Source organism: Thermotoga neapolitana DSM 4359 (genome assembly GCF_000018945.1).
Classification (GTDB): Bacteria; Thermotogota; Thermotogae; order Thermotogales; family Thermotogaceae; genus Thermotoga; species Thermotoga neapolitana.
On record NC_011978.1, the window covers coordinates 1,339,087 to 1,359,647 of the forward strand.

General features: G+C 46.3%; 16 protein-coding genes, 1 tRNA gene and 1 pseudogene. 14 read left to right on the top strand and 4 right to left on the bottom strand.

What is annotated here, in order from left to right; translation table 11 throughout:
* The first annotated feature begins 64 nt into the window (after positions 1-64).
* The 12 genes and pseudogenes from CTN_RS06870 to CTN_RS06925 all read left to right on the top strand — a co-directional run bounded on the left by CTN_RS06870 (position 65) and on the right by CTN_RS06925 (position 16,745).
* Positions 65-946: a carbohydrate ABC transporter permease gene (locus CTN_RS06870; protein ID WP_231556063.1), complete on the top strand. Its 882-nt coding sequence runs from the start codon at positions 65-67 to the stop codon at positions 944-946.
* Positions 943-1,779, top strand: a complete 837-nt coding sequence (locus tag CTN_RS06875) for a carbohydrate ABC transporter permease (protein ID WP_015919844.1) — start codon at positions 943-945, stop codon at positions 1,777-1,779. Before CTN_RS06870 ends, CTN_RS06875 begins: the two co-directional genes overlap by 4 nt.
* Positions 1,780-2,027: 248 nt before the next feature.
* Entirely contained in the window at positions 2,028-3,935 is a 1,908-nt protein-coding gene (locus tag CTN_RS06880) for an ABC transporter substrate-binding protein (RefSeq protein WP_038067794.1), read from the top strand.
* A 51-nt stretch (positions 3,936-3,986) separates the two neighbouring features.
* Entirely contained in the window at positions 3,987-4,991 is a 1,005-nt protein-coding gene (locus CTN_RS06885; protein ID WP_015919846.1) for an ABC transporter permease, read from the top strand.
* Between the two features lie 16 nt (positions 4,992-5,007).
* On the top strand, positions 5,008-5,886 hold the full coding sequence (locus tag CTN_RS06890; protein ID WP_038067945.1) for an ABC transporter permease: 879 nt from the start codon (positions 5,008-5,010) through the stop codon (positions 5,884-5,886).
* A gap of 5 nt (positions 5,887-5,891) precedes the next feature.
* Positions 5,892-6,863: an ABC transporter ATP-binding protein gene (locus tag CTN_RS06895; RefSeq protein ID WP_015919848.1), complete on the top strand. Its 972-nt coding sequence runs from the start codon at positions 5,892-5,894 to the stop codon at positions 6,861-6,863.
* A 16-nt stretch (positions 6,864-6,879) separates the two neighbouring features.
* Complete coding sequence (locus CTN_RS06900; RefSeq protein WP_015919849.1) at positions 6,880-8,826, top strand: beta-galactosidase; 1,947 nt, start codon at positions 6,880-6,882, stop codon at positions 8,824-8,826.
* Between the two features lie 12 nt (positions 8,827-8,838).
* Positions 8,839-9,819, top strand: coding sequence for an ABC transporter ATP-binding protein (locus CTN_RS06905; RefSeq protein WP_015919850.1), 981 nt, complete (start codon positions 8,839-8,841; stop codon positions 9,817-9,819).
* 4 nt (positions 9,820-9,823) lie between these two features.
* A pseudogene (gene lacZ / locus CTN_RS06910) lies at positions 9,824-13,082 on the top strand (beta-galactosidase LacZ).
* Between the two features lie 5 nt (positions 13,083-13,087).
* Positions 13,088-14,743: an alpha-galactosidase gene (gene galA, locus CTN_RS06915; RefSeq protein WP_038067799.1), complete on the top strand. Its 1,656-nt coding sequence runs from the start codon at positions 13,088-13,090 to the stop codon at positions 14,741-14,743.
* A complete protein-coding gene (gene galT, locus CTN_RS06920; protein ID WP_038034311.1) occupies positions 14,740-15,696 on the top strand; it encodes a galactose-1-phosphate uridylyltransferase in 957 nt (318 codons plus the stop codon). The genes galA and galT overlap by 4 nt, the downstream gene beginning before the upstream one ends.
* A complete protein-coding gene (locus CTN_RS06925) occupies positions 15,693-16,745 on the top strand; it encodes a galactokinase (protein ID WP_015919855.1) in 1,053 nt (350 codons plus the stop codon). Before galT ends, CTN_RS06925 begins: the two co-directional genes overlap by 4 nt.
* Before the next feature lie 510 nt (positions 16,746-17,255).
* Here the strand turns inward: CTN_RS06925 and CTN_RS09925 are convergent.
* Together CTN_RS09925 and CTN_RS09905 are read right to left on the bottom strand one after the other, a co-directional pair.
* Positions 17,256-17,393 (bottom strand): hypothetical protein, encoded by a 138-nt coding sequence (locus tag CTN_RS09925; protein ID WP_161595590.1) that lies wholly within the window; start codon positions 17,391-17,393, stop codon positions 17,256-17,258.
* 135 nt (positions 17,394-17,528) lie between these two features.
* Positions 17,529-17,705 carry a hypothetical protein gene (locus CTN_RS09905; RefSeq protein ID WP_156095830.1) on the bottom strand — a complete coding sequence of 59 codons (177 nt, stop codon included), beginning with the start codon at positions 17,703-17,705 and terminating at the stop codon, positions 17,529-17,531.
* A 128-nt stretch (positions 17,706-17,833) separates the two neighbouring features.
* Between CTN_RS09905 and CTN_RS09735 the strand changes: the two genes are divergently transcribed.
* Positions 17,834-18,370 (top strand): GGDEF domain-containing protein, encoded by a 537-nt coding sequence (locus tag CTN_RS09735; RefSeq protein ID WP_161595591.1) that lies wholly within the window; start codon positions 17,834-17,836, stop codon positions 18,368-18,370.
* Positions 18,371-18,381: 11 nt separating this feature from the next.
* On the opposite strand, the gene CTN_RS06940 is transcribed toward CTN_RS09735, so the two are convergent.
* Together CTN_RS06940 and CTN_RS06945 are read right to left on the bottom strand one after the other, a co-directional pair.
* Positions 18,382-18,457, bottom strand: a tRNA-Asn gene (locus CTN_RS06940).
* Positions 18,458-18,540: 83 nt separating this feature from the next.
* Entirely contained in the window at positions 18,541-19,551 is a 1,011-nt protein-coding gene (locus tag CTN_RS06945; RefSeq protein WP_015919858.1) for an acyltransferase family protein, read from the bottom strand.
* Between the two features lie 43 nt (positions 19,552-19,594).
* On the opposite strand from CTN_RS06945, the gene CTN_RS06950 reads away from it, so the two are divergent.
* Positions 19,595-20,560 carry an AI-2E family transporter gene (locus CTN_RS06950; RefSeq protein WP_015919859.1) on the top strand — a complete coding sequence of 322 codons (966 nt, stop codon included), beginning with the start codon at positions 19,595-19,597 and terminating at the stop codon, positions 20,558-20,560.
* Position 20,561: the final 1 nt, after the last annotated feature.

The window sequence follows — 20,561 nt, forward strand, 5'->3', positions numbered from 1 at the left end:
GGGAGGCGGTCCGCCTCCCTCTTCTTCTCCCGACAAAATGTGTCCACAAAGGAGGAATATCCCTGTGTTGACAAAGAGATGGTGGGTCCCGTATGTCTTCTTGGCTGTTCCATTGACGCTTTATTTTATCTGGGTGATTTCTCCCATAGCGCAGACAATAATTTTGAGTTTCACAAATTGGGATGGAGTCAGCACAAAATTTGATTTTATAGGGTGGAAGAACTACACCAGACTTTTCTCTGATCCTTACTTCTGGCTTTCCCTTAAAAACAACATAAAATGGCTTGTGTTTTTTGTTATTGTCGCCATTCCTGCAGGATTGGGAATGGCGATGCTCTTGGACCAAAAATTTCCTGGAAACAAAATTTTTAAAACCCTCATATATCTTCCAATGACTTTGTCTTTTGTCGTCATAGGACAAATATGGTCATGGATTCTTGAACCTAGAAGTGGTGTTTTGAATGAGTTTTTAAGAGCCATAGGTCTTGGTAGTCTCGCGAAACCCTGGTTGAGTGACCCGAAAATTGTAACATATGCCCTTATAATGGCTGCACTGTGGAGGCAGATCGCCTACGCTATGGTACTTTTCCTTGCCGGTTTGAAGAATGTTTCTACTGAATTAGTCGAAGCAGCGTACGTCGATGGTGCCAATGCATGTCAGAGATTCTGGTATGTGATTCTACCCGCTCTTAGACCAGCTATGGTAATAGCCATAACGGTGAATATTATAGATTCTCTGAGAGCATTTGACATTGTCTACGTTATGACTCGCGGAGGACCTTTCTATTCATCCAGTGTTCTGGCAAACTACATGTACATCCAATCATTCCATAACTATCGAATGGGTTATGGATCTGCCATTGCTGTGATACAGTTCCTTATAACGCTTGGTTTCATCATTGTGTACCTTTTCTATACGCTAAAAAGGGAGGAAGAATCCATATGAACAGAAAGAAAGTGTTGAAAGCCATTATTTTTTATTCCCTGTCTGTTGTTCTGGTAATTATGTGGATGCTTCCCTTCATTATATCGATATTCACATCGCTTAAAACAATGGATGAGGTTATATTGGGAATAAGATGGTGGGAACCTCCGAAGAAACCAACTTTTGAAAATTATGTTATAGCCTGGAGAGAAGCCAATATGAAGAGGTACTTCATCAATACATTTATAATAACGAGTTTGTCCGTGTTAGGAGCATTGTTTGTATCCAGTTTAAGTGCTTTTGCGTTATCCTGGTATAACTTCAAGTTGAAAAAACCTCTTTTGATAATGTTCGTTTCTGGAATGCTGATACCTTTCCAAATGTTGATGATACCCGTTTACAGATTTTCAGTTAGGACAGGACTTTACGATACTTACTGGGGGGTAATACTCTTTCATATTGCATTTCAGACTGGTTTTTGTACTTTTTTCCTGAGAAATTTCATGGTTACCATACCAAGAAGTCTTTTTGAAGCAGCGAAAATCGATGGAGCCGGTGACTTCTTGATCTACAGAAAGATCATGATGCCATTGATACTGCCGGCCCTGGCCGCTCTTGGTATCCTTGAGTTCACCTGGATATGGAACGATTATCTCTGGTCGCTGGTTCTCATACAGAGTGATAGTTTAAAACCAGTAACCCTTGGTTTGACAACTCTCCAAGGACAGTGGGTCACGAGCTGGAATGTGATAGCTGCTGGAGCAAACCTTGCTGCGTTGGTACCAATAGTTGTTTTTCTGATCTTCCAGAGGTATTTCATAGAAGGGCTGACGCTTGGAAGTGTGAAGGGTTAAAAGTTAGGATTGGAAGAGGAGGGATTGTACTACACGGAAAGTCAAAAAAGAAAAGTACACGAACTTAGGATGGAGCTTGTGGTGAGAAAGAGTCGTTGATATGTTGTTGATATTTGGAATAAGAAGTTTTTACGTATATTTATTGACGTTTATAGCTGATTATTGTTTGATATCTTCTTTTTTTCTTCTTGATCTTACATAAACGTTCACGGTATCATTTACATGACTCCAGAGAAGGGGGGATTTTCATGCGGAAATTTTTGGTGTTCCTCTTTTTGGTACTATCCATTGCTTCACTGTTGCTGGGGCAAACACTGCCACCTGGGGTACCTAGGGAGAAAACACTGATTCTGCCTTTCCTTTTCGCACCACTTCCAGTCCCGGGGAATTGGAATCTCTGGGCAGGTTGGCGCGCACAGAACTGTGGTTTACACCAGTTCGTCACAGAGCCATTGTGGACTATCAACCCCAATCCTGAAGAGGGCGGTATTATAAATGCTCTCGCAGCCGAACCACCGATATACAGCGAAGACTTCACCAAACTCACGATAAAACTTAGGGAAGGGATTTACTGGAGCGACGGTGTTGAATTCACAGCAGATGACGTTGTGTTCACGATCAAGACTGTCAGAGACACATCCGGGTTAGACTATCACGGACCAATGCAGGATGTAAAAGATGTCTACGCACTGGATAAGTACACGGTGGTGGTGGAACTCAAAAGACCAAACAGCAGATTCCATGCTTACTTTGTTGAAAGGTGGGGCGCTTTAAGACCTATGCCAAAACATATTTTCGAGAAGGTGGAGGATGTCGTTTCCTATGATTTCAACCCACCTGTGAGTTTAGGACCGTATGTTTTGAAGGATTATGATCCAGCAGGATATTGGGTGCTCTGGGAGAAGAGGAAAGACTGGCAGAGAACAGTTACTGGAAAACTCTTCGGCGAGCCTGTACCTGAATATGTTCTTTTCATCAACTACGGTACCGCTGAGAAGAACACCATGGCTATGCTAAGACATGAACTGGATGTTCTCCAGGGAACCGCTGAACAACTCATCACGCTGTTGAGAGCAAGCAAAACCACGCGGAGCTACAGGAAAACATGGCCTTATATCGATCCCAGGGACATTTCCACCAGAGGTCCTGGTTTCAACCACATGGTTTATCCTTATGACATTAAAGACGTTAGATGGGCACTCGCATTGTCTATAGACATAGTAAAATTGGCAGTCTCCACCTACGATGGAATGGTGGCTATGACACCTGGACTTCCACTGGTTGTGAACAAAAACTTCTATGAATGGTACTTCAAACGACTGGAACCATGGCTTGAGGATTTCACACTCGATCTTGGGAATGGAGAAACCTTCAAACCCTGGGATCCTCAGGCTCCCTGGAAGCTTCTTGATTGGGCACGGAAGATGTACAAGGTGGACATCGATCCAAACGACGAGGAAGAAGTACGTTTAACCCTGGGTTATGGCTGGTGGAAATACGCACCGAACGTAGCAGAGAAACTCTTGAAGAAGCATGGATTTTACAGGGACAAGGATGGAAAGTGGCATCTTCCAAACGGAGATCTGTGGAAAATAACCATTCTCAGAGGACCGGATCCAACCGACATGGCAAATATCATCATAGAAGGAATAGCAGAGCAGTGGAAAGAGTTTGGAATAGAGGTCGAATACAACGTTTCTGCGGCTGCTTCAACGCTCGCAGGAGAAGGGCGGTTTGAAGTGGTCAACACCGCACATGGAGGATTTGCGGGAGAACCCTGGGGATTCCATCCGGATCTTTACAGATGTTTCAATGCCTTCAGGAGTGATTTCGTGAAACCTATAGGTGAATTGACCCTTGGAAGTGCTCTGAGATGGAGCGATCCCAGAATGGACAAAATCATAGAAGAACTAGAAAGGACGGACTGGAACGACTACGATAAGATCATAGAACTCGGTGTTGAAGGATTGAAGATAGAGATTGAAGAAATGATAGCAATACCCGTGTTCAACTGTCCTATAACGATCGTCTTCGATGAATACTACTGGACCAACTTCCCAAGTCCAGATAACGATTATGCGCGGTGCGATAATTTCACAACATGGCCACAGCTGAAATACCTCCTTCATAAAGTTCAGCCAGCTGGTAGAAAATAAAATGCCTGGGGGTGGAACACTCCACCCCCATTCTTCAGGGAGGAACGGTGAATGGCGTTCATCAAAAGTTATCTCATTCCAAGGTTGTTACAGTACTTTGTTGTGACGTTTCTTGGACTCACGGCGATTTTCTTCTTACCCAGGTTGCTACCTGTAGATCCTATAAAGCAACAGCTCCAGCAATATCAAACTTTCGGTGTCTATATTCCCCCCGAGCAGCAGGAAGAGATGATGAGAACATTGAGGCAGCTTTACGGGCTGGAAGGAACTCTATGGGATCAGTATGTGAATTTCTGGAAGAGGTTGTTCACAGGGAATTTTGGGCCCTCACTTTCCAGATACCCGATTCCTGTCACACAACTCATTGCACAGGCTCTTCCGTGGACGGTGGGTTTGCTTTCTCTCACGACGATTCTGAGCTGGATAGTGGCCGTGATCGCCGGGGGAATAGTGGGTTACTATAGAAAACGCTGGATGGAAGCTCTCGATGTGATAGTTATGATCATAAGACCCATCCCATACTATGTGATGGCTTTGATTTGCTTGATTCTCTTTGCCTATGTCTTTCCTATTTTTCCTTTGAGCGGCGGAATAGGCGTGGGACGCGAACTTACCTTCAGTTTAGAAACTGTTATTAGCATTATAAAACATGGCACCTTACCTGCTCTTACACTCCTGATAGTGGGTATTGCCTGGCAATTTCAGAGTATGAAACTCATGGTCCAGGTTGTGAAAGCTGAGGATCACGTCTGGTACGCGAAAACGGCGGGAGTAATAGAAAGAATGATAGTTCGCAATCATGTGATCAGAAACGCGATGCTTCCCATGATAACCCAGCTGGGCCTTCAATTTGGAGGGATATTCTCTGGGGCGTTGATCACAGAGATGGTCTTTGCGTACCCGGGAATAGGATGGATCCTGTACGATGCCATTATGAAAGCTGACTATAACCTGATCATGGGAATCATGTGTATCTCCACGGTTGCTGTGACTACTTCTATTCTCTTCCTTGATCTTGTTTATCCCCTTTTCGATCCACGAGTGAGATATCGATGAAGGTAGGGTGAAGATCATGGAGCGAGTTTGGGGAGTCTTCAAGGATCTCTTCAGAGATTACAGATTCACGGTTGCTTTCATTGTACTGGTATTGCTGATATTTCTCTCTGTGCTGTCGCATTTTTCGCCCTATGATCCTATAAGAATTTACCAGGTACCACGTGGTCTTCCTCCTTCACTTGAGCATCCGCTGGGTACCAACTGGCTTGGGCAGGATGTCTTCTGGAGACTCACTTTTGCTGTGAGAAACTCTCTGATGATAGCCGTTGTTACAGCGTTGTTTTCACGTGCAATAGCTGTTTTTGTGGGAATACTGTCAGGTTACAAAGGAGGAGCAGTGGATCGTGTCTTGATGACAGTAGGAGATACGACCATGGTTCTTCCGTTTTTGATCGTGCTCATTGTGATCTCCATGATTCTCAGAGACTGGACGAAGTCCTTTTTTAACCTGGGACTTCTTCTTGCTTTCTTTTCTTGGGCCTGGGACGCGAGGGTGATAAGGTCGCAGGTACTCAGTTTAAGGGAAAGAGATTTCACATTTGTTGCGATTCTTTCCGGTATGTCAACGTTGAGGATCGTCTACAAACAGTTGCTTCCTCACGTTCTTCCAATCATATTTACAACATTCATAAACAACATGGCGTGGGCAATAGGTATGGAGATCACACTCGCTTACCTGGGGCTCGGTATCGATCCCACCGTTCCCACCATTGGAACAATGCTTCAGAGAGCGATTTACAGGCAGGCTCTCTTTCTCGGACTCTGGTGGTGGTTGGTTGCACCAATCGTTGCTGCAATTCTGTTGTTTGTGGCCCTCTACTGGTTATCCACCAGTGTAAGTGAATATCTGGACCCAAGGGCTCGTTTTCAAAGAATTGGCTTTGGAAGGAAATAACGGAGGTGTCACAGGTGAAAGCGACTATTCTTGAAGTAAAGAATCTCACGAAGGTGTTTACTGTGGGATCATGGATATTCAGAACAAAAATTGTAGCGGTTGACGATATATCTTTTTCTTTAAGAAATGCAGAGATATTCACTCTGGCAGGAGAAAGTGGATGTGGGAAAACGACAACAGCGCGAATGATCTTGGGATTTGAAGAACCAACGTCTGGTGATATCGTGTTTGAGGGTGTGAGTATCCATGAATGGAAAAAGAAAAGAAAGGAATTCATGAAGAAGGTGCAGGCAGTGTTTCAGAATCCATTTGAAGGCTTCAATCCTCTTCTCAGTATAGACGATATATTCTTCGAAACCGTACGTAACTACGCCCTTGCCTCTACAAACGATGAAGCCAGAAGATTGATCGACGAGAAATTAAAACTCGTCGGATTGAGGTTCGAAGACATAAATGGTCGCTATTCAAGTGAACTCTCTGGAGGGCAGCTTCAAAGAGCCCTGATCGCTCGTGCTTTGCTAAGTAATCCTTCACTCCTGATAGCAGATGAACCTGTCTCCATGGTGGATGCCTCTCTCAGAATGTCCATTGTCAACCTTTTTGCTCAACTCAGAGACCAGCTCGGAGTGAGTGTCATTTACATCACCCATGATCTGGCCACAGCCTATTACGTGAGCGATCGTATAGCGATCATGTTTCGAGGGGACATTGTGGAAATGGGGTCGGTGGAAAGAGTGCTGACAGATCCCAAGCATCCATACACGCGTCTGTTGCGTGAATCTATACCGGAACCCGACCCTGAGAAAAAATGGAAAGAAGAGATCACCATAGCGGACACGGAATATGAAGAGTATCTGAGAAAGGGTTGCAAGTTTGCAGGAAGGTGTCCTGAAGTAATGAGTATTTGTAGGGAAGAAAAGCCTCCTGAGATTATGGTGGGAGATTCTATGGTGAGATGCCACCTTTACAAAAAATGAAGGGGGAGGATCTGCCATGCTCGGAGTTTGTTACTATCCGGAACACTGGGGTGTTGAAAAGGTAGAAGAAGACTTCAGAAGGATGAAAGAACTCGGGATAGAGTACGTGAGAATCGGAGAGTTTGCTTGGAGCAGAATAGAGCCGGAGCGAGGAAAATTCAACTGGGAATGGCTGGACAGAACGCTGGAAGCGGCCGAGAGGATGGGTTTGAAGATCATCCTGGGAACACCCACAGCCACACCTCCAAAGTGGCTTGTGGACGAGCATTCAGAGATCCTTCCTGTCGACAGAGAAGGAAGAGTGAAGAACTTTGGCTCCAGAAGACATTACTGTTTCTCCAGCCCTGTGTATCGGGAAGAAGCAAAGAGAATCGTCTCCATTGTTGCAGGAAGGTACGGAAAGCATCCGGCTGTTGTGGGCTGGCAGACCGACAACGAGTACGGCTGTCACGACACGGTGAGGTGTTACTGTCCAAGGTGTAAGAAAGCCTTCCAGAAATGGCTTGAGAGAAGATACGAAGGAGACATAGATAAACTGAACAGGGCCTGGGGAACGGTGTTCTGGAGTCAGGAATACAGGTCCTTCGAGGAGATAGAACTTCCCAACCTCACACCTGCAGGTCCAAATCCTTCGCATCTTCTCGATTACTACAGATTCGCCTCAGACCAGGTGGTAGAGTTCAACAGGCTCCAGGTGGAGATCATAAGAGAACTTTCTCCGGGAAGGTTCGTCACGCACAACTTCATGGCTGGCTTCACAGACTTTGATCACTACAAAATCTCAAAAGACCTGGACTTTGCCAGCTGGGACAACTATCCACTCGGTCACACTCTAGTCTTTCTGAGAGCGAAGGGAGAAAGCAAGAACCCGTTCAACAGGGTGGGACACCCTGACATAATCTCCTTCTCACACGATCTTTATCGTGGTGTGGGTAGGGGAAGGTTCTGGGTGATGGAACAGCAGGCAGGGCCTGTGAACTGGGCTCCCTACAATCTCTGGCCGGCAGAGGGTGCGGTGAGGCTCTGGACCTGGCAGGCTTTTGCACACGGAGCAGAAGTGGTTTCTTACTTCAGGTGGAGGCAGGCACCCTTTGCACAGGAGCAGATGCACTCTGGCCTTCTTGCTCCGGACTCATCTCCATCTCAGGGATATCAGGAGGTAAAGCAGGTCTTTGAAGAACTGAAAGGTGTTGATCTGAGCGAACCGGTAAAGAGTGAAGTTGCCCTCGTTTTCGATTACGAGACGGCGTGGGTGTTTTCCATCCAGCCACACGGCGAAGGTGTTAATTACCTTGATCTTGTCCTCAGGTTCTACAGTGCCCTCAGAGGGCTTGGCCTCAATGTGGATATCGTGTCGGCTGATTCTCCTCTAGATGGTTACAGAATGGTGGTTGTTCCAAGCCTTGCAATCGTGAGGGAAGAGGCCCTGGAGAACTTCAAAAAATACAGCGGTGTTCTTGTGATTGGTCCAAGAAGCGGTAGCAAAACAGAAACCTTCCAGATTCCAGAAGAGATGCCTCCCGGTCTTCTGAAGGAGATCATACCTGTGGAGGTAAAAAGGGTTGAAAGTCTTGGAACAGGAAACGTTGAAGTTCTTCTGTGGGATGGGAAAAAGTACCCTGTGACGATCTGGAGAGAGGATGTGGATCCCACCATCGCGGAAGTGGTGGCAAGATTTGAAGACGGTCCCGGAGCGATCTTTCGTAAAGAAAACGTGTACTATCTTGCCTTCTGGCCGGACAGAGAATTTCTTCTGGATTTCTTCGAAAAACTGATGAAGGAGATAGGGTACACGGTGAGAAGACTTCCAGAGGGTGTGCGCATTCAAAAGAGAGGAAAGTACACGTTTGCTTTCAACTTTTCACCTCATGAAACAGAAGTGGAGATACCGGATGATGCCCGGATCGTTCTGGGCGATCGAAAAGTAGAACCTTACAGTCTGGTTGTCTGGGAAGAAGTATGAGGAGGCGAGTGGATGGAGACGCTGGTAGAGGGTAAAAATCTGAAAGCCTACTATGTTCTGGAATTCTGGGGCAAAAAAAGAACGATAAGAGCCGTGGACAACGTGAGTTTGAAGATCTTTTCAGGCGAGATCTATGGTATTGCAGGTGAATCCGGTTGTGGAAAATCTACACTCTTGAAGACTCTTCTTGCGAACCTCGAGCCTCCTCTGAGATTGTTTGGCGGTGAACTGAATTATTGGCTCGACAGCAAACCTGTAAACGTTGTGTCACTGAAAGAAGAAGAAAGAAGACGCCTGAAATGGCGTTTCATCTCCTACATTCCTCAAGGCTCAATGCACGTTTTGAACCCAGTGAAGCGTATAAGGGACACGTTCATGGAAATCCTGAAAAGCCACGTGAGAAGGCAAAAAGAAACGTTTCTCGAAATGGCCATTGAACACTTAAAAGCCCTGGGCCTTCCTTCCAGGGTACTGGACATGTTTCCCCATCAGCTTTCTGGTGGAATGAGGCAGCGCGTTACCATAGCACTTGCCACTCTCTTGAAACCTCGTATCATTCTCGCTGACGAACCAACAACTGCCCTGGACGTGGTAGCACAGCGTGCGGTCATACAGCTTATAAAGAAAATTCAAAAAGAGCTGAAGAACACCATTGTTCTGGTGACGCACGATATGGGTATCCATGCTCAGGTCACAACAAGAATGGCAATCATGTACGCGGGAAAGATCGTGGAAGAGGGTCCAACGCTTGAGATCTTTAAAGAACCTCTCCATCCCTACACGAGATATCTCATACAATCACTTCCCAGAGTGGGGGACAAGCAGTTGAGAGAGGGAATCCCTGGTTCTCCTCCATCTCTTGTTTCACCTCCTTCAGGTTGCAGGTTTCATCCAAGATGCCCACACGCAACACAAAGGTGTGAGGAAGAAGAGCCGGTTTTTCTGGAAGTAAACCCAGGACACAGAGCAGCCTGTTTTCTGCTGGGAGGATGAGAAGATGGTCTACGAATGGGAAAACCCTCAGCTTGTGAGTGAGGGAACAGAAAAGCCTCATGCCTCTTTCATACCCTACCTCAATCCGTTCACAGGAGAGTGGGAGTATCCCGATGACTTCATCCTGCTCAATGGGAACTGGAAGTTCTTCTTTGCAAAAAATCCCTTCGAGGTTCCGGAGAACTTTTTCCTGGAAGGTTTCGATGACACAAACTGGGACGAAATAGAAGTTCCAAGCAACTGGGAGATGAAAGGCTACGGGAAACCCATCTACACGAACGTGGTCTATCCCTTTGAGCCAAATCCCCCGTTTGTTCCAAAAGACGACAATCCAACCGGGATATACAGAAGGTGGGTGGAAGTTCCAGAGGAGTGGTTTGAAAAGGAAATCTTTCTTCACTTCGAAGGAGTACGGTCTTTCTTCTATCTTTGGGTGAACGGGAAAAGGATGGGATTCAGCAAAGACAGCTGCACACCCGCTGAGTTCAGGGTCACAGACGTTTTGAAACCAGGAAAGAACCTGATCTGTGTGGAGGTTCTGAAGTGGAGTGATGGGAGTTACCTGGAAGATCAGGACATGTGGTGGTTTGCAGGAATCTACAGGGATGTCTATCTCTACGCACTTTCGAAGTTCCATGTGAGAGACATATTCGTGAGAACAGACCTCGATGAAGATTACAGAGACGGAAAGATCTTTCTGGACGTGGAACTGAGAAACCTTGGAGAAGAGAAAGAAAAAGATCTCATTATCACACTCACAGATCCACAGGGAAAAGAAATGACTCTGGTGGAAGAGAGGGTAGGACCAAAGAATGAAACGCTGTCTTTTGTTTTCGAAGTGAAAGACCCGAAGAAATGGTCAGCAGAGACTCCTCATCTTTACGTTTTGAAGGTGGAACTTGGAGAAGACGAGAAAAAAGTCAACTTCGGGTTCAAGAAGGTGGAGGTAAAGGATGGAAGGCTTCTTTTCAACGGGAAACCTCTCTACATAAAGGGAGTGAACAGACACGAGTTCGACCCCGACAGGGGTCATGCGGTGACAGTGGAGAGAAATGATTCAGGACATAAAGCTAATGAAGCAGCACAACATAAACACAGTTCGCACATCACACTATCCGAACCAGACGAAGTGGTACGATCTGTGTGACTACTACGGCCTTTACGTCATAGACGAGGCAAACATCGAATCTCATGGAATCGGTGAAGCTCCTGAAGTGACCCTTGCGAACAGACCGGAATGGGAGAAGGCACATCTCGACAGGATCAAAAGGATGGTAGAGCGTGACAAGAACCATCCCAGCATCATCTTCTGGTCGCTTGGAAACGAGGCAGGAGACGGAATGAACTTTGAAAAGGCCGCCCTCTGGATAAAAGAAAGGGACAACACAAGACTCGTCCACTACGAAGGAACAACAAGAAGGGGAGAATCGTACTACGTGGATGTTTTCTCTCTCATGTACCCGAAGATAGATGTTCTTCTTGAGTACGCCTCAAGAAAGAGGGAAAAGCCCTTCATCATGTGTGAGTATGCCCACGCGATGGGAAACAGTGTGGGAAATCTGAAGGACTACTGGGATGTGATAGAAAAGTATCCGTATCTTCACGGAGGGTGCATCTGGGACTGGGTGGACCAGGGAATCAGGAAAAAGGATGAAAACGGAAAGGAATTCTGGGCGTACGGCGGAGATTTCGGCGATGAACCAAACGACAAGAATTTCTGCTGCAACGGAGTGGTCCTTCCCGACAGAACACCCGAGCCAGAGCTTTACGAGGTGAAGAAATTCTATCAGAACATCAAAGTGCGCCAGATCGCAAAAGACACCTACGAAGTGGAGAACGGGTATCTCTTCACAGATCTTGAGATGTTCGATGGAACCTGGAGGATCAGAAAAGACGGTGAAGTGGTGAGAGAAGAAAGGTTCAAACTCTCAGCCAGGCCAGGAGAAAAGAAAATTCTTAAGATACCACTTCCAGAGATGGAAGACTCCGAGTATTTCCTTGAGATCTGTTTTTCCCTTTCTGAAGATACCCTCTGGGCGAAGAAAGGACACGTTGTGGCGTGGGAACAGTTCCTCATAAAACCTCCTTCCTTTGAGAAGACTGTTGTTCGAGAAAGTGTGGATCTCTCAGAAGATGGAAGACATCTTTTTGTGAGGTCAAAGGACACAGAACTTGTGTTCTCTAAATTCACCGGCCTTCTGAAGCGCATCGTGTACAGGGGAAGAAATATCCTGACAGGATCGATCGTTCCAAATTTCTGGAGGGTTCCAACGGACAACGACGTCGGAAACAAAATGCCAGAGAGGCTATCCATCTGGAAGAGGGCATCAAAAGAAAGAAAACTCTTCAAGATGTTCTTCTGGAAGAAAGAAGAAAACAGCGTATCCGTTCAGAGTGTCTATCAGGTACCCGGAAACAGCTGGGTGTACCTCACCTACACCATCTTTGGAAACGGTGACATCCTCGTGGATCTTTCCCTGATTCCCGCAGAAGGTGTACCGGAGATTCCAAGGATCGGTCTTCAGTTTGCCGTTCCTGGAGATTTCAGGTTCGTTGAGTGGTACGGAAGGGGTCCGCACGAGACCTACTGGGACAGAAAAGAAAGCGGACTTTTTGCTCGATACAGAAGGACTGTTCAAGATATGATACACAGGTACGTCAGGCCACAGGAGACAGGAAACAGATCGGACGTGAGATGGTTCGCTCTCTCCGATGGAAGGGTGAACCTTTTCGTGTCGGGCATGCCGGTGGTGGATTTCAGTGTCTGGCCGTTCTCCATGGAAGACCTGGAAAAGGCAGATCACGTGAACGAACTTCCAGAAAGGGACTTTGTCACCGTGAATGTGGACTACAGACAGATGGGACTTGGAGGAGACGACAGCTGGGGGGCACAGCCCCACCTGGAGTACAGGCTTCTACCAGAACCGTATCGCTTTTCTTTCAGAATGAGGGTAAGTGAGGAAATTCTATCCTGGAGGGTTCTTCCAGCGATCTCTGAAACACTTCACGCTGAGATGTCCTCAGAGGACATGATACGCGAAGGAGACACCCTGAAAGTGAAACTTTCTCTTCTGAACGATTCTCCACTGAGCAGAAAAGACCAGATCATACTCTTTGTGGACGGAAAAGAACATTCGGCAAAGAAGGTGGTTATACCACCCTTCAAAGAGGAAACGCTGGTCTTCAAAGTGAACGGACTGAAGAGGGGAGAGCACCTCGTATCCACCAGTCTGAACACGGGAAAAACCATCTATGTGAGGTGATCTGTGTGGAGATCTTCAAAAGACCGTTCAGAGAAGGGAGCTTCGTTCTGAAAGAGAAGGACTACACCGTTGAGTTCGAGGTGGAGAAGATCCATCTTGGATGGAAGATTTCAGGGAGAGTGAAGGGAAATCCCGGAAGGCTTGAGATCTTTCGGACAAACGCACCGAAGAAACTCCTCGTGAACAACTGGCAGTCCTGGGGACCCTGCAGGGTGGTGGATCTTCCATCCTTCACCCCACCCGAGATAGATCCAAACTGGCAGTACACGGCCTCTGTGGTACCGGATGTGATCAAAAACCGTCTTCAGAGTGACTACTTCGTGGCAGAGGAAGGGAGAGTATACGGTTTTTTGAGTTCGAAGATCGCACATCCTTTCTTTGCGGCAGAGAATGGAGAACTTGTTGCGTATCTTGAGTACTTCGATGTGAAGTTCGATGACTTCGTTCCGATAGAACCTTTTGTCGTTCTTGAAGATCCAAACACCTCTCTCCTTCTGGAAAAGTACGCTGAACTCGTCGGGAAGGAAAACAGCGCGAGGATTCCAGAACGTACACCGGTTGGATGGTGCAGCTGGTACCACTATTTCCTCGATCTCACCTGGGAGGAGACTTTGAAGAATCTGGAACTTGCAGGAGAGTTTCCCTTCGAGGTCTTTCAGATAGACGACGCGTATGAAAAAGACATCGGAGACTGGCTCGTCACGAAGAAAGACTTCCCATCTGTGGACGAGATGGCAAGGACGATACAGGAGAAAGGCTTTGTTCCTGGTATATGGACCGCACCGTTCAGTGTTTCAGAAACATCGGATGTGTTCAACTCCTATCCGGACTGGGTCGTGAAGGAAAACGGAATGCCAAAGATGGCGTACAGGAACTGGAACAGAAAGATCTACGCTCTTGACCTTTCAAACAAAGAAGTCCTGGACTGGCTCTTCGACCTCTTCAGCTCTCTCAAGAAGATGGGCTACAGATACTTCAAGATCGACTTTCTCTTTGCAGGAGCGATTCCGGGTGAGAGGAAAGAAAACATCACACCCGTTCAGGCGTTCAGAAAGGGGATGGAGGTGATCAGAAAGGCGGTTGGAGACTTGTTCATACTCGGATGTGGCTCTCCCCTTCTTCCTGCGGTGGGCTACGTTGACGGCATGAGGATAGGGCCGGACACCACACCCTTCTGGGGTGATCAAATAGAAGACAACGGAGCACCCGCTGCAAGATGGGCTCTGAGAAATGCCATCACACGTTACTTCATGCACGACAGACTCTGGCTGAACGATCCGGACTGCCTCATCCTGAGAGAGGAAAAAACAGAACTGACCCCAAAAGAGAGAGAGCTCTACTCGTACACCTGTGGGATCCTCGACAACATGATCATAGAAAGTGACGACCTGTCACTTGTGAAAGAGCACGGAAGGAAGGTTCTGAGAGAGACACTCGATCTTCTCGGGGGAAAGCCCCGTGTTCTGAACATCATGACAGAGGATCTGAAGTACGAGATCGTCTCGTCTGGCACGATCTCTGGAAACACCAGGCTCGTTGTCGATCTCAAAAACAGAGAGTACCATCTGGAAAAAGAGGGAAAGTCCTCTCTGAGAAAGAAGGTTGTCAAAAGAGAAGACGGAAGAAACTTCTACTTCTACGAAGAGGGTGAGAGAGAATGATGGAACTCAGGTACAACCCGCTCACAGACGAATGGGTGATCATCTCCGCTGCAACACAGAAAAGACCGGTTCAGCCTTCGAAAACGGAGTGTCCCATATGTGTGGGAGGACTGGAACTTCCCGAAGAGTACGATCTGGTTACCTTCGAAAACAGATATCCTTCTCTCAAAAAGGACCCTCCTCCTGTGGACTGGAAGGAGAAGGGACCTTTCAGAAAAGAAGAGTCCCGCGGTGTATGCGAGGTGGTGGTCTACACCTCCGATCACAACACCGCACTCCCCGGTATGCCTCTGAAACAGATAGAAAAACTCGTTGAGATGTGGGTGGACCGAACCAGGGACCTTTCCCGGCACGATTTTGTGAAGTACGTCTTCATCTTCGAAAACCGTGGAAAAGAAGTTGGTGCCTCTCTTCCCCATCCACACGGTCAGATCTACGCCTTTCCTTTCCTTCCAAAAAGAATAGAGGTGAAGATAGATGCGATGAGAAAGTGGTACGAGGAAAAAAGAAGATGTCCCATCTGCGAGATCCTCGAGAACGAAGAAGAGGAAAGGAAGGTGTACGAAACAGAAAACTTCGTAGCGGTTGTTCCCTTCTACGCGCGCTTTCCGTACGAGGTGCACATATATCCAAAAAGGCACGTGAGCACGCTCCTTGAGTTTTCTAAGGAAGAGAAGAAAGAATTCGCAAAAGTATTGAAAGTGGTGACCGCCAAGTACGACAAACTCTTCGATCAGGAGTTTCCGTACATGATGATGTTCTTTCAGGCACCATTCAACGGCGAGGACGTTTCTCACTTTTTCCACTTCCATGTGGAGTTCAATCCACCAAAAAGAGACAGGGACAAGTTAAAGTGGATGGCAAGCGTTGAGACGGGTACATGGGCTTTCATAAATCCCGTTGTTCCGGAGGAGGCAGCAAGACAGCTCAGGGAGACGGAGGTGGAGATATGAGGGTGAAGGCACCGGGAAGAATAAACATCATCGGAGAGCACACCGACTACAACGACGGGTACGTCCTTCCTTTCGCCGTGAACAGGTTCGTCTTTCTCACGATAGAAGATTCAGGAAAGTTCGTCTTCCACTCGGAGAACATGAACGAGACGGTGGAAATGGAAAAAATAGAAAAACTGAACAGGTGGACGGACTACATCTCCGGTGTTATCAAAGCCTTCGAGAAAAGAGGCTACAAGGTTTCCCCTGTGAAGATCTCGGTTTCGTCAAACCTTCCCATGGGTGCGGGGCTTTCAAGTTCTGCAGCACTTGAGATGGCAACCGCCTATGCGATCTCGGAGCACTTCGGTTTCCATCTGCCTAAACTGGAACTTGTGAAGATCGCACGTGAAGCGGAAGTGGAGTTCGTCGGTGTCAGGTGTGGCATCATGGACCAGTTCACCTCCGCTTTCGGAAAAAAAGACCACGCGATCTTTCTGGACACGATGACCCTCGAGTACGAGTATGTTCCCCTGAAACTGGAAGGCTACGAGATAAACCTCGTCGATTCCAACGTAAAGCACGAACTTTCCTCCTCCGAGTACAACAAAAGAAGGCAGGAGTGTGAAGAGGTTCTGAGAGTTCTTGGAAAAAGAAGCTTTCGTGAAGTGACAAAGGAAGACCTGAAGAAACTTCCGGACGTTTTGAAAAAGCGTGCCCAGCACGTTCTGGAGGAAAACGAAAGAGTGCTGAAAAGCGTTCAGGCGTTGAAAGAGGGAGATTTCGAAACGCTTGGAAGGCTTCTTTTCTCTTCCCATGAAAGCCTGAGAGATCTTTACGAGGTGTCCTGCGAAGAGACGGATTTCATCGTGGATTTTCTGAAGGGAAGAGAGGGCATTCTGGGTGCGAGAATGGTCGGTGGTGGATTCGGTGGAGGTGTGATCGTTTTATCGAAAAAGGGTGCTTTTGAGAAGATCAAAGAAGAACTGAAAAACGCTTACAGGGATCGTTTCAAAATAGAACTCACCTTCCACGAAATAGAGAGTGCAGACGGTGTTCAGAAGATCTGAAGGGAGCGCGAGCTCCCTTTTTTTGATATACTTGTGTGTGGATCGCAGAATGTCGGGAGGTAGAATGTTGAAGATCACAGCGTATTTTAAGTATCACTTCCCGTCTTTTGCCGTCAGTTTCCTTCTCTTTTTGCTGGTGTTTTCCCTTTTCTTTTCCATAACGAAGGTGAACGGTTTTTTGATAGAAAGCTGGGTTCTTGAAAATGAACGTGGGGAGATAGGATCAACCTTTCAAAAGTTCTCAAAGGAACCTTTCACAGTCTTTTTGGCAGCCAGGATTTCCAGAGATGAAGTGCCTTTCCCTGGACCTCTGTATCTGTACATTCCACAGATGTACCATTCTTACCTTGCCGTTTTTGTCGATGGGGTGAAAATAGGAAGTCACGGATTTGTTGACAAAAGGTCCGGATATTTCTGGAATTGGCCGCTCATTTTCGAACTTCCGGAAAAATTCAGTGAGATCACCCTGGAAATCAGTGGTATGTACAGGGTGGGAACGGAGACAGGTGTCTACATCGTACCTTCATCCGAAACAGGGAAATACATGGTGCTTTCTTTTATGGTTAGAGTTCTTATTCCAATAACGATCGGTCTTTCTCTTGCTATAGGAACTGTTATGTTTCTTCTTTCGAACTCCCTTTCTTCCAAAGAGCGAAGGATTTACATGTATCTTGGAATCGCCAGCGTTCTGGGAGCTGTCTGGCTTTTCGATCTAATCGATTTTTCAGATATGAACTCCTCCCTTTCCCTGCTTCTGTTTCGAAAAGCCACAATAAGTTCTGCTTATTTTGCTTTTTTCTTTTTACTGCTGGGCTTTTCCGGAATCCTTTCAAAGGAAAGAAAAGGTTTCGTGGACTGGGTTATTCTTGTGCTGAATCTGATCGCCAGTGTTGTTCTCTGGATGGCTCCAGATCTCATCACTATGGAGCGTTTTATCAGTAGCATAGCATTCGTTCTCATTGTGAATACAATCTATCTTATCTTTCATCTCCATCGTATCCAATCACGAAGTTCTACTTGGTTCTGTTTTGTTTTTCATAATGTGTGTTTTAAACGATGCCCTGGTGATAATTTTTCCTCTGAAAGGTATGAAACTCATCTCCAACCTTGGGATGGTGGCAATGTTCATAGGTTTCACTTACTTTCTGGTCACACATTACAGAGATCTATTGACAAAACTCACCATTGTCCACACGAAAAGCCTGATCGATCCACTGACCGGTGCATACAACCGGGGAATTTTCGCGGAAATTCAACTGAATGAAGGAGACACGTTTGTTTACATAGACATAGATGATTTCAAGAAGATAAACGACACTCATGGCCACGATGCGGGTGATGAAGTTTTGCGAAACCTGGTTCAGATAGTGAAAAACCACATAAGACAGTCCGATGCTGTTGTGAGAATGGGGGGAGATGAATTTCTCATAATCCTCAGAGGCTGCTCTCCCGAAAAAGCAGAAGAGATCACCAGAAAGATCCTCTCTGATTTCGAGAAGTCCAGGTTTCATCCAACGTTTTCATATGGCGTTCATCCTTTCACGGGTTCCCTGAATGAAACCCTTGTGAAGGTCGACGAACTCATGTACAGGATGAAGGAGGGGAGGAAAAAGGGGAGTGCATAAAAACAAAAAAATGGCTCCGGCGGCAGGACTCGAACCTGCAACCACCTGGTTAACAGCCAGGCGCTCTACCGGTTGAGCTACGCCGGAACCTCCAGGGATAATTGTACTATATACTCTCAGAAATTTCAAGTGGGGACGATGGTAAAATGAAGGAAAAAGTTGGAAAAAACCTAAAAACCAGTGACTACTTTTCGAAGCGCTCTTGGAAGAAGTCTTGACAGTCTGAGAAGTATTTCCATGAAAGCGACAGAAAACCCCACCATGACCAGCACCCAGCACCATCCGGGAAGATCGATGAACGTGTCCAAAAACACGTAGAACATCCATTGGAACGGCATGTGTATCATGAAGAGAAGAAAAGAATACCGCCCCATCCTCCTCAGGATTCGAGAGTTCATTTTTTCGGCCATCCACGAGAACACTCCAATGCTGTATATCCCAAGGACCACTCCAGGAAGGGAGAACTGGTCTGCAACAAAACCATTGAACTTCCTGTGAGAATTCCAGTATTCTAAAAGACCAATGGTAAGAAAAACAATGTAGAAAATTAGAGAGGTTTTGTTCAGGGTACGTTTCTTTCCTTCATGAGTATCCTTGTATCCCAGGATAAAGGGAAAAAGCCAGTGAATGGGATTCAAATACGTGATGAGTGCTCCCTCAATCGGTGGAAGAAGTTCATTCTTTGTCAAAAACCAGAGGCTCACAATTGATGAATTGACAACAGCACCGGCAAAGGAAAAAGGAAGAATCCTTCCCGGATTTCTTATGAAAATGGATACAAAAAGCAGGATGATCACGACGAAAACAAAATAATACTGCCACGATCCACTGAAGGAAAAGACGGTGAGAAGATATTTTGAAAACAAAGAACAATTTTCTACGTTGAATATTTGCCTCGTTACCCATACTTCAGAGTATCTTCCATCCAGAATAAGATAAAGAAAAAACGCAACAGAACCCCAGAATAGATAAAAAAGAAAAAAAGACAGTGCCTTTTGAACGACCTTCAGAGGTCTTTTCCTTACTCTTCCCTGCGAATAGCCAAAGAGGTAGACGAACACAAATACGGACGGGCTCACAAACCTGAGAAAAGGGATGAAAAACGTCAGATCCCTGTACACTGAAACGATGGCATGTCCCACAAGAACGAACAGGATCAAAAGACCTCTTGTTGCCTCCACCCGAATTCACCTCTGCTAAAATAGTATCGAAAGGAGTGAAAGAATGAAAAACAGGCACTTTGCTCTTTTGTATCTTGCTTTGTTTCTGATTCTTGCAAAACTCTCTCCTTTCATTATAACCGCTCTGGTAATGGGACTGTATCTTTCGATAATAGTTGACTATGTGGCACGGTTTTTGGGGCTGTTCATAAAGAAACCGAGGTCTCTTTCTCGTGTTCTGGCGAATGTGTTGATATTTCTCATGATAGCCTACTCTGCTGTCAATTTCTTTCCCGTTATCATAAAAGAGGCTCAGAGGGTCTTTTCAGAGATAGATAGGGTCAGAACAGGGCTTGAAAACATGGAAATACCAGAATGGGTGAGTTCTATCATAAGCAACATCAGTGCTTCGTTCTCAGAAGGGGCGCTTTCCCTTGTGAACCGTATCGTGGGGTATGTACCGTCCTTCATAACGGCCGCAGTTCTCATAGTGATCACGTCTTTCATCGTCTCGTCACTGAAGAAACTTGTGAAGGAGAACGTTTCTTATCTTTTTCCGAAAGACCCTGAAGATGGAAAACGTTTTTTAAAAACCACCTACTCTGAGTTTGAAAGGTTCGTGGGTGGTCAGGTTCTGGTTGCGATATTCGTTGGGGTGTTCGTGGGTGTTGGTGCGTTTCTTTTCAGGATTCCCAGTGCCTTCTTTCTTGGGATGCTTGCGTTCATAACGGATTTTGTTCCATACCTTGGTGTCATCATCTCGGCCATTCCTCTTTTGATGCTTTCTTTCTCCGTGCACGGCCTGTACGGGCTTCTCATAGGAACGATTATCCTCGTGGCGGCGAATCAACTGGAGATGTGGATTCTGGCTCCCAGGATACAGAGCAGTGCTTTGAACATCCACTGGTTCATAATACTGATCACCATTCTCATATTCGGTGATCTTTTCAGTTTTGGTGGTGTTCTCATAGCACTTCCTTTTCTGATCTTCCTGAGGAACTACTGGAAACACTACGTGATGGGAGGATGAA

Bases quoted from the DNA above. Each gene is read 5' to 3' on its own strand.
- CTN_RS06875 (WP_015919844.1), top strand. From the start codon at position 943: ATGAACAGAAAGAAAGTGTTGAAAGCCATTATTTTTTATTCCCTGTCT.
- CTN_RS06880 (WP_038067794.1), top strand. From the start codon at position 2,028: ATGCGGAAATTTTTGGTGTTCCTCTTTTTGGTACTATCCATTGCTTCA.
- CTN_RS06885 (WP_015919846.1), top strand. From the start codon at position 3,987: ATGGCGTTCATCAAAAGTTATCTCATTCCAAGGTTGTTACAGTACTTT.
- CTN_RS06890 (WP_038067945.1), top strand. From the start codon at position 5,008: ATGGAGCGAGTTTGGGGAGTCTTCAAGGATCTCTTCAGAGATTACAGA.
- CTN_RS06900 (WP_015919849.1), top strand. From the start codon at position 6,880: ATGCTCGGAGTTTGTTACTATCCGGAACACTGGGGTGTTGAAAAGGTA.
- CTN_RS06905 (WP_015919850.1), top strand. From the start codon at position 8,839: ATGGAGACGCTGGTAGAGGGTAAAAATCTGAAAGCCTACTATGTTCTG.
- galT (WP_038034311.1), top strand. From the start codon at position 14,740: ATGATGGAACTCAGGTACAACCCGCTCACAGACGAATGGGTGATCATC.
- CTN_RS06925 (WP_015919855.1), top strand. From the start codon at position 15,693: ATGAGGGTGAAGGCACCGGGAAGAATAAACATCATCGGAGAGCACACC.
- CTN_RS09905 (WP_156095830.1), bottom strand. From the start codon at position 17,705: ATGAGAACGAATGCTATGCTACTGATAAAACGCTCCATAGTGATGAGA.
- CTN_RS09735 (WP_161595591.1), top strand. From the start codon at position 17,834: ATGAAACTCATCTCCAACCTTGGGATGGTGGCAATGTTCATAGGTTTC.
- CTN_RS06950 (WP_015919859.1), top strand. From the start codon at position 19,595: ATGAAAAACAGGCACTTTGCTCTTTTGTATCTTGCTTTGTTTCTGATT.